This is a genomic window from Desulfomonile tiedjei DSM 6799 (assembly GCF_000266945.1).
Classification (GTDB): Bacteria; Desulfobacterota; Desulfomonilia; order Desulfomonilales; family Desulfomonilaceae; genus Desulfomonile; species Desulfomonile tiedjei.
On record NC_018025.1, the window covers coordinates 6,190,212 to 6,203,039 of the forward strand.

9 protein-coding genes are annotated in these 12,828 nt (G+C 50.1%); 5 read left to right on the plus strand and 4 right to left on the minus strand.

Annotated features, from left to right (window positions below):
* Both DESTI_RS26635 and DESTI_RS26640 read left to right on the plus strand, forming a co-directional pair.
* A complete protein-coding gene (locus DESTI_RS26635) occupies window positions 1-981 on the plus strand; it encodes a 2-hydroxyacid dehydrogenase (protein WP_014813060.1) in 981 nt (326 codons plus the stop codon).
* 98 nt (window positions 982-1,079) lie between these two features.
* Entirely contained in the window at window positions 1,080-1,955 is an 876-nt protein-coding gene (locus tag DESTI_RS26640) for an NAD(P)-dependent oxidoreductase (protein ID WP_014813061.1), read from the plus strand.
* Window positions 1,956-2,067: 112 nt separating this feature from the next.
* On the opposite strand, the gene DESTI_RS26645 is transcribed toward DESTI_RS26640, so the two are convergent.
* The gene (locus tag DESTI_RS26645) at window positions 2,068-2,418 is read right to left on the minus strand and encodes a DMT family protein (protein WP_014813062.1); all 351 of its coding nucleotides are present in this window, start codon (window positions 2,416-2,418) and stop codon (window positions 2,068-2,070) included.
* Window positions 2,419-3,450: 1,032 nt separating this feature from the next.
* Here DESTI_RS26645 and DESTI_RS26650 point away from each other — a divergent pair.
* Window positions 3,451-4,146, plus strand: a complete 696-nt coding sequence (locus DESTI_RS26650; RefSeq protein WP_014813063.1) for a transglutaminase-like domain-containing protein — start codon at window positions 3,451-3,453, stop codon at window positions 4,144-4,146.
* A gap of 19 nt (window positions 4,147-4,165) precedes the next feature.
* Here the strand turns inward: DESTI_RS26650 and DESTI_RS26655 are convergent, their stop codons facing one another.
* A complete protein-coding gene (locus DESTI_RS26655) occupies window positions 4,166-5,632 on the minus strand; it encodes an ABC transporter ATP-binding protein (protein ID WP_014813064.1) in 1,467 nt (488 codons plus the stop codon).
* 310 nt (window positions 5,633-5,942) lie between these two features.
* On the opposite strand from DESTI_RS26655, the gene DESTI_RS26660 reads away from it, so the two are divergent.
* Window positions 5,943-7,829 (plus strand): dynamin family protein, encoded by a 1,887-nt coding sequence (locus DESTI_RS26660; protein ID WP_014813065.1) that lies wholly within the window; start codon window positions 5,943-5,945, stop codon window positions 7,827-7,829.
* Between the two features lie 52 nt (window positions 7,830-7,881).
* On the opposite strand, the gene DESTI_RS26665 is transcribed toward DESTI_RS26660, so the two are convergent.
* Complete coding sequence (locus DESTI_RS26665; RefSeq protein WP_014813066.1) at window positions 7,882-8,451, minus strand: hypothetical protein; 570 nt, start codon at window positions 8,449-8,451, stop codon at window positions 7,882-7,884.
* A 331-nt stretch (window positions 8,452-8,782) separates the two neighbouring features.
* Here DESTI_RS26665 and DESTI_RS26675 point away from each other — a divergent pair, with 331 nt between their 5' ends.
* Window positions 8,783-9,490, plus strand: a complete 708-nt coding sequence (locus DESTI_RS26675; protein WP_014813067.1) for a tetratricopeptide repeat protein — start codon at window positions 8,783-8,785, stop codon at window positions 9,488-9,490.
* A gap of 113 nt (window positions 9,491-9,603) precedes the next feature.
* On the opposite strand, the gene DESTI_RS26680 is transcribed toward DESTI_RS26675, so the two are convergent.
* Complete coding sequence (locus DESTI_RS26680; RefSeq protein ID WP_014813068.1) at window positions 9,604-12,828, minus strand: molybdopterin-dependent oxidoreductase; 3,225 nt, start codon at window positions 12,826-12,828, stop codon at window positions 9,604-9,606.

Consider the following 12,828-nt stretch of genomic DNA (forward strand, 5'->3'; position numbering starts at 1 on the left):
ATGATTCCCACAATATTCGTGACCAGGCGCTTGCCCGAAGGGGCTATGCAGGTTCTGGCAGACAAATTCAATGTTGAGTGCAACCCTCACGACAGAGTGTTAACCCGTGAGGAGCTACTGGCTGGTGTAAAAGGAAAGGACGGCATACTGCCGCTTTTGACGGACCGTATTGACGACGAGGTATTGGATGCAGCCGGCCCGCAGTTGAAAATAGTGGCCAATTACGCGGTTGGCTTCAACAATATCGATCTCTCGGCGTGCACCAGGCGGAAGATTCCCGCCACCAACACCCCCGGAGTGCTGACTGACACCACCGCGGATCTGGCAATGACTCTTCTTTTGGCCGTGGCTCGCAAGGTAGTGCCCGCGGACGCCTATGCCCGAGCTGGGAAGTACGAAGGTTGGGCTCCGCTCTTGTTCTTGGGAACCGACGTACATCACAAAACCTTGGGACTCATGGGACTTGGGCGCATTGGATTCGCTATGGCCAAACGAGCAGCAGGCTTTGATATGAACATTCTCTACCACGATTCCGTGAGAGCAGACTCCGAGCTGGAAAATAAAGTGGGAGCCAAGTTCGTAAGCAAGTCCGATCTTCTCTCTCAATCGGATTTTGTCTCCCTGCACGTACCTCTCACACCGGAGACTCACCACCTGGTAAGCGGTCCCGAATTGGGACTCATGAAGAGCTCCGCATATATCATCAACACCTCCAGAGGCGAGGTTCTGGACGAAAAAGCTCTGGTTAAGGCACTGCAGCAGGGGCAGATAGCAGGCGCAGGGCTGGATGTCTTCGAGTTCGAGCCCGCTATAGAAAAAGAGCTGATTTCCATGGATAACGTGGTCATCTTGCCTCATATAGCCAGCGCTTCCACTGAAACCCGAACGAAGATGGGATTATTGGCTGCGGAGAACCTGATTTCCGTGTTGGTAGAGGGCCGAAGACCTCCCAATTGTCTAAATCCTGAGATTTTTTCCTGAGCGCTTTCTGAAAAGCGTTCCTGCGGATCACCACCTCTGCAAACAGATAGGGTCATTCCTTGGGAATCGGTAGCAATTATTGCTGAAAGGAAGATGCAGTGAAAGTAGCTTTCATAGGGCTGGGCACCATGGGCTGCCCGATGGCTTCGAATATATTGAAGGCCGGTCACGACTTGACCGTTTACAACCGCACAACGGCCAAAGAAGAACCATTGGCAACGCGTGGTGCCAGCCGCGCGGCTTCGCCCAAAGATGCCGCAGGGCAAGCCGAAGTGATAGTGACATGCCTCAGCGATACTCCGGATGTGGAAGATGTGATACTTGGTACGGACGGCGTCATTCACGGCGCCCAGCCGGGTTCTATCGTGGTTGATATGTCCACCATCAGTCCCGAGGCGACTTGCAGAATTGCTCAAGCCTTAGAAACAAAAGGAATAAGAATGGTGGATGCGCCTGTGTCGGGTGGCTCTGAAGGCGCGGAAAAGGGTACTCTTGCCATTATGGCAGGCGGCGATCCCGAAGACGTGGAAAGAATCTTGCCCGTCCTGAAATCTATGGGCACTTCCGTTACTCATGTGGGTGCAATAGGTGCAGGACAGCTTACGAAAGCCATTAATCAAACCATTATCGCCGGCGTTTATTTCAGCGTTGCCGAAGGGATGGTTCTGGGACTCAAAGCAGGTTTGGACATGGAAAAAGTGGTCCAGGCTATCGGCGGAGGCGCGGCAAGTTCCTGGGTACTCACAAATAGATCGAAGAACATGATTGATAACAACTACCCTCTAGGATTTCGCGTAAAGCTTCATCAGAAAGATTTGAGAATAGCCCTTGAAACCGCGAGAAAACTCGGTGTGACCCTCCCAGTGGCCGCTCTGGTGGATCAGGTAGAGAATGGGATCATTGCCAACGGGTACGGCGACGAGGATGTGTCAGCAATGGCGCGCAGCATCAGGCAACAGTCCGGTATCGATTGAGATGAAGTTGGAGTGCACAAATTCATCTCTGCTGGAGAGGGTTCGCGGTAAAAGTGAGCCGACCTGATTCATTGGATGTAGTCTGTCAATCATAGCCTCTACCAGGTTGCCATTAAGCGAATTTACCGCGGAAAATGAAAAAGACAGCTCCCAAAAGACAAAGACCAGCCCAAAGATAATCTCTTTCCAACGGCTCTCCCAGATAGAAGATTGAAAATGGAATGAAAACGCTTAAAGTTATCACTTCTTGAATAATCTTCAGTTGTCCCACTGATAAGACGGTATATCCAATGCGATTAGCAGGAACTTGAAGCAAATATTCGAATAGCGCGATTCCCCAACTGACCAGCGCTGCAATAACCCATATTTTGTTATTGAGCTCCTTGAGGTGCGCATACCATGCAAAGGTCATGAAGACATTGCTGCAAATCAGAAGAAATATAGTCAGTATTACCGGATGCAATTATTGTAGCCTTTCTTGTAACAGAGTTTTGCATAGTGCCATCCCGAGAATGTGGTGCTCATACCAATATGCTTTCATAGAGGGAATATTGAGAGATCTGTTTTGGGCCGGTCCCGCCAAATCTCCTTCGCTACAAACGGCATCGCCTGACTTCGCTTCGGAGACATGCCGGGACCGGATTTGCTCCCGCCGGTGGCGGGATTACTTCTTTGAACGAACATTGGTATCAGGACCTGTTTCCGACCTATCGATATCCGAAATTCTTCGATTTGGCCAATTTCAGGTACTTCAATGGAAGGCTCTTTGTCAATGCTGAAGTCGGGTTCAATGTATCCATTCAGTTATACGTGGGGAAAATCCCCCCTCCCCCCCCTTTATAAAAGGGGGGGTAAAGAAGCAACCCGAAATTCCCCCCTTAGTAAAGGGGGATTTGGGGGGATTTGGAAAGTTGGAAGGACTGTGATCCGAGAAAAGATTCTCTCTACCCCGAGTAACTGAATTGTTACGGTTCAATCACTATTATTTCAAGCAAAGCCGAGGTGAATCCGATGCCGCGTTGCCTCGAACGCGATCAAGTTCGCGTGAGTTGACAGGACGCAACCTTCCTGGAACATACCGAACGCCGGCAACCGCCGGGGGATAAACCCCGAATCGCGAGATCGACCCGATTTTTAGTGCGCGTATCGCACTTCGAGTGAACTTTTGGGTCGCGAAAAGATTAATGAAACTGTCGAGTAAGCGAGACTCCTTTGGCAGTTTTCTTTTTTAGATGATTTGTTACTTTTTGCAGCTACTTCAACTGGACTCATGGTATCTTATTTGTTCCGGTGCAAATCCGGTGTCGAAGTATTTCCATTCCGATTAAGATGTTGGGGAGAACATTGTTAAAAGGATGTAGTTTGGCGACGGCGTCGGGAACCAAACTCGGCCGGGTTGCCGCCGAATCCCCAAGATGGCGAATTTGAATCATTTTGAGCGATTGCCTTCAAAGTTTTCCGCCAGGGAATATCCGAATAAAAGTCGAGGACACGCATGACCGTAGATTTTTCGAAGTATCTGAGCCCAACAGCGATAATAGACAGCGATGACAAAAGTGTACGAGATTTCGCACATGATGTAGTGACTGGGGCGGACGATCCGATCGAAATGGCAGTGAAGCTTTATCTGGTCGTTCGTGACAACATTCTTTACGATCCCTACACGCCGTTCTATTTACCTGAACACTATCGTGCCAGCTACGTATTGAAACAACGCCGAGGATTTTGTGTCCCCAAGGCTTCGCTCCTGTGCGCTTTAGGCAGAGCTTGCTCGATTGCATCACGGGTGGGGTTTGCCGCAGTTCGAAATCATCTGGCTACGAGACAGCTTATAGAATTCATGGGGTCGGATATCTTTGACTATCACGGATTTGTCGAGTTCTTTCTGGATGGAAAATGGGTCAAATGCACCCCGGCGTTCAATATTGAATTATGCAAAAAGCATAGTGTACCGCCTCTCGAGTTCAACGGACGTGAGGATTCCCTTTTTCATGCCTACAGCCTGGATAACAAGAAGTTCATGGAATACGTTGAATATTACGGGTGTTATTCCGATATCCCTGTTGCGCTCATTGTGGCCGGATGGAAGAAAACCTATGGTGAACAGCGGGTAGACAGTTGGATAGCAGCACTTGAATCCGGTAAGAGCACCCGTCCCGATTTCGGTCGTGAAGATATCCTGAAGAACTGATAAGGATTTGGACGGCGTGTCAGGGCGCTGATTCCAGATCACCGCAATAATCGATTCTCCCATTCTCTAAAATGAGTGCCTTTGTTATTGCCATCGGCAGTTCGCCGATCCTGTGCGTACTGTAAACCAAAGCCGTTCCCGAGCATGCCAGTGAATCAAGCAGATTTAAAATCTGCGATCCAATTCTTCTATCCAAACCGGAAAGAGGTTCATCCAGCAGTAGCATTGCCGGGTTGATGACCATAGCTCTTAAGATCAGAAGAATGCGAAGTTGGCCGTAAGACAAAGTCTGAATATTCCGATCTGCCAGATGTTCCAAATCATAATCCTGTAGCCATTGTCGTGCGGCTCGGGACTGTTTTTCGGACACTGGACCAGGGACTCCTATGCTCCCGGAAAAACCCGAAATTACAACATCCAAACCAGTTTGCCGATACTCATGCCATGCCTGGATGTCCGCAGACACCAGGCCGATTCTACGACGAATTTCCCACAGGTTGTGAGAGGCTTCGTCCCCGAATCTTGTTATACTGCCTCCCCATGCTGGAGCCAGATCGCCAGAGATCAATTTGAGCAACGTGCTCTTTCCTGAGCCATTGCATCCTAACACCGCCCAGTTTTCGCCGGTTTTGATTTTCCAGTTGATGCTTTGCAGAACCAGTTTGCCTTTGCGAAATACATCGGCATTCTCGATCGCAATCAAAGGAATACTATTGGAGACCGCGGAATATTCAGGAGTCCGAGAAGTAAACAGTTTGGTAGATCCTTTTTTCTCCACGGTCGGTAGCATCGCTTTTCGTCCATTACCCACGATTTTTCCTTCATCCAATTCGAGAAAATGGGTTACTGCAGAAGGAAGATCTTCTTTGATATGGGTAGAGCACAAGATCTGTGTCCCATTTGCGGCCAGGTCCTCAATGATTTTCATGATCACATTATGTGATTCCCTGTCCAATCCTGTGCCAAGTTCGTCCAATATGAGCAGTGTCGGTTTATGGACTATTGCACGGGCGATGAGAATTCTCTTTGCCTGACCCAAGGACAGGCTCAAGAAATCTTTCTCGATCAATTCCTCGATGCCCAGAGACGCAACGACCTCTTTGGAGCGGGCCATTTCCTCCACTTTCGGCTTCTGATGAAGATACGCCGTGTCGAAAAAGCCGGACATTACCACATCCAGCGCCTTGATATTCCACCTGTTTCGTTTGTAGCTGTCCAGAAGTTCAGGGGAAACTATCCCAGTCTTCTCCCGAAAGCCTATTGGGCTCTCCCGAACTGTGCCGTTGACGTGGAATAAGCGAACACCGCAATTAGGGGACGGCCAGATGTCTCCCCGCACTAATCTCAGGAACGTGGTCTTACCAACTCCGTTCCCTCCGAGGACAGCCCAATTTTGACCTGCGGAAAGCGTCCAGGTAATGTCGGACAATATGTTTGTACGGTCTCGAAATACGGACACATTGTGCAACTCTACAAGTGCATGCAATGGATTATCCACTCTCTATTCGTTCTTGTTGTGACAGTATCATGCCTGTGATTTTGACTAACGGAATATCATGTTTCCTGAAAGGTCTGCAACCCGTCCGCTTGTCACATCTTGACTTCTTATGGAAAGCCATCATAATCAACCCATTGACAGGAAACGGTAATGCCGAAGGATGGGCATTTATGGCTCATGGCCTGTCGTGAGACCTTATAGCTGGGGGTGTGCTCTAAGCATAAGGTACCGGAAGATGTTTTGTAGTTTTCTTGCGCTCGCCGAGCCGAGCCTGAAGCCTCGACGAGGAGGATTTTTAGTGGTTTTCCCAAAATCGCGACAAGCGGATCCGGAGGCCGGGTCCTGTAAACCGGATATGGAGTTTCGGAATCTTAACAATTTTCGTCTTCTTCTCGGCGAGGCGATCGAGAAAGTCGCAGACCTTGGGGAAGGTTTTCTTGCTGACAGAGACAGACTTCTCGCCCTTCAGAAGCGATTTGAAGAAGGACGTTTTCACCTTGCCATATTGGGCCAGTTCAAACGGGGTAAGAGTAGCTTGCTGAACTCCCTGCTGGGACACGCCCTGTTACCGACATCTGTTGTTCCCTTGACCGCAATTCCTACCTTCGTGCAGTACGGACCTGATTTGCGTATTTCCGTGCGCTATCGGAATGGGAGACCTGCGGATGAGTTCGTGGGAAAGCCTGTAGAAGAGGCGGTCAAAATACTTGAGAGCTTTGTCACGGAAGAAGGTAACCCGAAGAATCGGCTAGGCGTTACTCAAGTCGACATTCTGCATCCCGCACCGATTCTGCAACACGGAGTTGTTCTAATCGATACTCCTGGAATTGGTTCCACACTCACGCACAACACCCAAGCTACACTCAATTTTCTTCCACAGTGTGATGCTGCCTTATTCGTGGTCTCAGCCGATCCGCCTCTTACAGAAGTGGAAGCGGAATTCCTCCAGGCAGTAAAGTCCAAAGTCGCACGACTGTTTTTCATTTTTAATAAAATCGACTACCTGAGCGAAACAGAGAGAGAAGCGGCTCTGGGATTCTTTAAGAAAGTGCTCGCTGAGAAGATGGAGGCCGCGGACGATTACCCGATTTTCTGTGTTTCGACTCGCCTGGGATTGGACGCGAAACTACTTGAAGACTCTCGCTTATGGAACGAGAGCGGTCTTGAAGAAGTCGAAAACCACCTCGTGTGCTTTCTTGCCTCTGAAAAGCTAAATGCGCTTCGAGAGGCATTGAGTCGGAAATCCGGAGACGTGCTGAACGATACGCTCATACGATTGAACCTCTCGATAAAATCATTGCGCATGCCACTTGAAGATCTCGAACGGCGGCTTGAGGTTTTCGCCGAGGAGCTCAAAAATGCCGATAGAGAGCGATTGACAGCTCAAGACCTTCTGACCGGAGACCTCAAGCGCTCTTTGGGGACGCTGGAGAAGGAGGCCGAAGAGCTTCGTAAGCAGTTTAGCGCCAAATTGGAACGAATACTTAAAGCTTCGCTGGATGTTAGTAAGGATAACGACGTATCGGAACAGGCGATCCTCGATGCTATGGCCAAGGAGGTCGTCTCCTTCTTCGAAACCGCTGCTGAAGGGGCGTCCGGTAAATTCAAGCTCCTTGTGACTGAGACTTTGAAGCCTCACCAGCAGCGAGCGGACGACTTGATCGATCGTGTGCGAAAAGCTGCCGTGCACCTCTTCGACATCTCGTATCATGCTCCCGATAGCTCAGAAGCCTTTGAGATGAAAAGTCGGCCTTATTGGGTGCAGAGAAAACAGGTTCCATCTCTCCCGATAGTGATTCCCGAGGAAGAACTCGATAAGCTCCTGACCAAACTTCATTCCAGACTTCATGCCAAGTTTCAATCTAAACTCTTGACCAAGGTTCTGCCCGAGAACATGATGAAGGATCGTCAAAAGCGAAGATTGTACCGTCAAATCGATACGTTGGTAAATCAGAATGTCGAGAGCCTACGATGGGCGACCCTTCAGAATCTGAGGGATGCGTTCCAGCGTTTCGGTTTACTTCTCGATCAGCGCTTCCAGGACATTGTTGCGGCTACACATGGAGCCATTCACGCGGCGTACGTCAAGCGGAAGGAGCATTCCACCGCAATAGCCACCGACGTGTCACGGTTTGAAGCAGCAGCTACGGAGCTGGCTGAGATTTGTGCCCAGCTTCAAAGGTGAGTATGAAGGTATCGGCGTAGTCGTTCGATGCCATTCTGACCGTACAGTCCGATCATCTCCGGTGGGTTGCAGACTCTATACTTCTCAGGACTGAGAGAACCTTTAAGTCGAGCCTCAGGATGATCTTTTCGCAAATCTGGTACAGTTGACGTTCATAAATTCCGGCGAAGCTGTAAGCGTCGAGGACGATCTCTGAAAGTGGATGTGCGTGGTCTATTTTGCCCACCACCACAGCGAAAGTGGTGTCGTAACATTCTCCCGCCTCCGGCCCTTCAGGCTGGGTGAACCAAACTCGGATCCTTAAAAGTGCATTTTCCGAGCTGACAAAACCTACGGGTTCGGTCCGTGCCAATCCTCTGAGGTTTTCCTTCAGGCAATCCTCAATGAGCGTCTTGGCTCCTTCACGGCTTTTGCCTGTTGTGCTGGCAACCCAGACTTCAATTCTGTAGGGAGGCACGATCGATTCGGGAGGAAACATCTGTGTGAGTACGTAATCAAGGTTCTCCGGACTGGGAAACTCATCCGGCCTGGCGGACCAGGCAGAGGCAGCACCGGAACAAAACTCCAACACGAGAAATAGAATTACGAATGTTGCTGTCATGGGGAGCGCAGTTCGTTTCATTTCAGCACCTTTTCTTTGATTTGTCTGATTCGTGAACGTGGTTCAGATGAGCTGACCACCGGAAGCTTTACTTTTTCGCACATTCGAATTCGATACCCGATCATTGAGACAACTCTGAGAAGAAATTCATAGAGACAACTGTGCCCGACGAGCCGTCTTTTCAGATTTGCGGAACTTTCAGAAAGCCTTACTGTCTCTTTTTCAGAGCACAAATTAACGGTGATGAGCATTTTCACAGGGCATACATATGTGTGTGTTGAGTGGTTGAAGCGGTTGAGGACTCATCAAGGGGCAACGCTCGTGAATAGAAACGGATCACAAGGCATCTGCTATGAATCAAGTCGCTTTTAACAACGAACGCAAGATTGAACGACATTCCTTTCCAGGAGTGAGACTCCCGTATATTTTGGCTGCCCTTTTTCTCGTCACCTACTTTGGGGCTATCAAGAATGCCGCTGCGCGGGATACGTCCCCCAAAGCTATAGTGAAGCTGGCGGAGAAGGGAAATGCTCAGGCGCAATTCGACATGGGTGTCATCTGCCTACAGGGCAAAGGAATTCCCAAAAGCCCGGAGACTGCATTCACCTGGTTCAATAAGGCCGCCAAACAGGGTCATGCTGCTGCTCAGTACGCTGTTGGCCGCATGCTTTATTACGGCCGGGGTGTGAAACAGAATGCCGAGGAAGCGTTGCTCTGGTTTCGCCAGGCAGCGGAAAACGGAGACACCCATGCTCAATATGCTCTGGGAGTCATTTACCAATTCGGCAAAGCAGGGAAAAGAGATCTGATGGAAGCGACCCGATGGTATCGCCTTGCAGCCGATGCAGGTTTAGCGGCAGCGCAATATGCCCTGGGAACGATGTACAGTTTGGGTGACGGCGTAGCGAAAGACGCTGTCGAGGGAATTAGATGGCTCCGGAAGGCTGCCGAACAGAATTATCACCCAGCCAGTCAGACGCTCGTCCTTATGGAATCCGGAGACCCTAACATTGAAGTGAAAATCAGAGGGATACAGGCCCAGATTTCGTTGGCATTCTGAAGCGATTGGCAACCGAAAATGCACAAAGGCTTGGCGAGTGAAGCACCCGATTGAGCCGGAGGAATCGTATAAGGGGGATCGCTCTATGCGGTCGCCCTTATACCCTTATACGCCTACGCAGGGACAAGGCGGACATGCGTATCGTAAAAACTGACGCTTCCTCCAACCGGATCAAGCATGCAGGTATTCTTGAGAGCCGGGTCCACCCACATGGCAGCATTGGCATGCACACCTGCGACTCTTCTCGGTTCACCCTTGATCAGGTGGCCGTCGACCGTGACGTCAGCAGCTCCGGTTGCCCAGTGGCCGAATCCTAATGCAAAGCTCATGACCCCGGGTCGCACAGTCTGAGTGAATATCACTTTGCCGACCATGAGTTTTTTGTTGCCGGCTCCCAGGTCCCATTCACCCGACGGATTTGAGGCACTTACGACTTTCGCGAGGTCTCCGTTCTTGAGTCCGAGGCGTTTGGCGTCTTCAGGGTTCACGAGGAAGCCATTCTCAGGCATGATGGGCGTGAGCCAAGGGTCAGCGACGGTACGGCTCTTGCACTGAGAAATAGTCCGGTGAGTTATCATCGCAAAGTCGTGTCCCTTGCGCAAGGCTTCGGGTTCCTTGCCGTGGTAATCCATGATGGGAATATACGCTGCATATCCCAGGTTCTTCTTTCCTGTTCCGGAGTGTACCGTCGAAGAAGTTTTCTCCTGATACATGTTCAGCAATTTCCCATAGGGATGAGCTACTCGATCGTCCTTATATCCCTTGACCCAGTCTTCGAATCTTCCGCCTCTATTGAGCACGTATACTACTTTTGGCCAGTTCTTTTCCCCGGCAATTTTCTTCCATCTCGCCTCATCGTAAACACTGGTGGGAAGATATCGGCGAGCTTCACGGAAAATTTGCATTTCCGTTTCCTCTGCATCAGGTACCGCGGCCGAACCGTCGGGTTTTTCCCCAAACGCCAAATTGGCTGCCGCACGGAGATAGAAGTCGTCCGGATGTTTCAGGTCTATCCCTTTTCCAAATGCATCTTCCCCGAATCCCGGGAGTTCGAGCCTTTCAGCTATTCCGAGAATCATCGATTCAAAGCTCATCGGCATTTTTTGGCCGTAAACTGTGCATTCCTCGGGAATGGGGGCCATGGCAGGTTGCCTGACGGGTTGCACTTTATTAGGCACGCACGGATGGCTTCCCTGGAACTCCCATCGTTCAAGATGGGACAAATCCGGGAATATATAATCCGCATACATGGACGTGGTTCCTATGAGAATATCATTTGCTATAAAAAGAGGGATTTTCTCAGTATCGCAAAGGATTTTGATATTGGTATGGCCGGCAGGCAATGAATAAGTCGGTGCACCCATATAGAGGAAGAGTGCCTTCGCCGGGTAAGGATACGCATCTCCAATGGATGGAACTATTTCTTCATAGATATCGCTGCTCAGAGGGTACCAATTTCGTTTAGCAGGATATCCGGAGAAAATGGTCGTCTTCTCGTAATCCACGCCATGACGAATCGAGCTGATACCGAATGAAGCAGTTTTGCGGGGATTAGAAGCAAGTTCATAAAGTTTTCCCTTGCCCATATAATCGTACGTGCTTGCCGCAATCATTCCGCCTTTGGCATCGAAGTTTCCCAGGAGCATGTTAACCGTCATCCACGAGAGGACGTTATAAAAACCGTTTGTGTGCTGGGCCGGCCCCCTGTGGATATCTACGGCAGCCCTCTTTCCATAGCTGGTCAGTTCCCGGGCCACTGCAATCATATCGGATTCTTTGACCCCCGAGATGTCGGCCCACTCCCTCAACGTGCGTTGCTTTGAAGACTCGAGAAGCACTTGCAGGCTGCTCTTCACCATCGTTCCGTCGGGCAGCGTTGTATCGACAAAGAGATCTCCGTTGACGGGAGTCTTGGCATCGTTGGGGTCTATCGCCACCGGTTTTCCTTGCACCATCACGAGGACAAATTTCTCCTGGTATTCTTTTCCGGCCTTGGTCTTCCGCACTTCCGGCTGGGCAAGACCGACGTCCGCTGCTCGTACGAATTTACCGGGCTTGCCGTCCTTAATCTCCACCAACCATGTCGCGTTGGACCAACTGTTTTCTCCGGCTATAACCGCCGCGGCTTTATTTGCGCAAGAAAGGAATCTTGCATCAAAGCGTTTGTTTTCAAGTATCCATTGTATCATCCCGGCTGCCAAAGCAGCATCAGTCCCGGGTTTGATGGGCAACCATTTCCATGCTTTTGATGCAAGTTTGCTGAAACGAGGGTCTGCAACTGCAATCTTGGTATAGCCGCTCACAAGGTTACCCGTGAGCCTGACTGCTCTGTTGGGCGGCCCGTAATTTCCCTCAAACAGATTGGCACCCACAAAGAAAACAAAGCGGCTATTTTCCAGGTCTGCCTGCCAATAAAACTTCTTACCATCCGCAAACTTACCGTCAACGTATTGTTCGCTTATAGCCTTGCATGTGAAATAGAGCGATCCCTGACACACAGTTGTATGCCCGTGAGCGTTGGTTGTACCAAGTCCTTCGGCCAGTCGTTTGTACAGCTCTGCTCTGCCACCTTTGAGTCTGCCCCAGGCGAGGACTATCTGATTATTTCGCGGCCCCAGGTCGGGATGATTCGGATCGATGAGTTTGTCCAGATCTGTAGCGTGCTTGGATTTGAACTCTTCGACGAGAGCTTTCTTCTTCACCTTGTCTTTTTCATCCAAAATATTCTTCACATCCCCGGCCATCTCCTTCGAGATCTTCGGATCTGTCAGTGCACGGAGTTTTTTCAGCCCTTCGACTTGACGGTTTTCCTCACCAGGTACTTCGGCGAAGAGCTTTCCGCCATCGCAAATCTCTTGAACAGCCTGATCGAATGGAATGGAGACCCATTTATTCTCGCCACGTTTTCCTGCCCTCTTGAGAACTTTTCGCAAGCGGTAAGGATCATAGGCAGTCTGAAGTCCGGCCTGACCTTTAGGACAGATCGATCCATCCACTGGTGCAGCATCCCGGGGATGAGTGGAATAGGGCAAATGGGGCAGCAGAGTCCAGGGGTTGTAGGGATTGCCGTCGATCTTGGTTATCACTCCATTCTGCTGTTTGCAGGTGATTCCACAACCCGTATTGCACTGCAAACATACTGAATAGATCATATTGATAGGTTTCACCAACTCGTAAGCTGCATCCGATCTCTTGCCGTTCAGTACGGCGCTTCTTCCCTCATTATTTTGCCCGGCCAATACCTTGGGACCTGAAACAAGAAGGCCTGTTCCGAGGAGTGCTCCGCCTGCCAGAAAGCTTCTTCTACTTTCTCTATGGTTGTCCTTCGTATCGTTCAT

Bases quoted from the DNA above. Each gene is read 5' to 3' on its own strand.
- DESTI_RS26665 (WP_014813066.1), bottom strand. From the start codon at position 8,451: ATGAAACGAACTGCGCTCCCCATGACAGCAACATTCGTAATTCTATTT.
- DESTI_RS26650 (WP_014813063.1), top strand. From the start codon at position 3,451: ATGACCGTAGATTTTTCGAAGTATCTGAGCCCAACAGCGATAATAGAC.
- DESTI_RS26635 (WP_014813060.1), top strand. From the start codon at position 1: ATGATTCCCACAATATTCGTGACCAGGCGCTTGCCCGAAGGGGCTATG.
- DESTI_RS26680 (WP_014813068.1), bottom strand. From the start codon at position 12,828: ATGAACGATACGAAGGACAACCATAGAGAAAGTAGAAGAAGCTTTCTG.
- DESTI_RS26675 (WP_014813067.1), top strand. From the start codon at position 8,783: ATGAATCAAGTCGCTTTTAACAACGAACGCAAGATTGAACGACATTCC.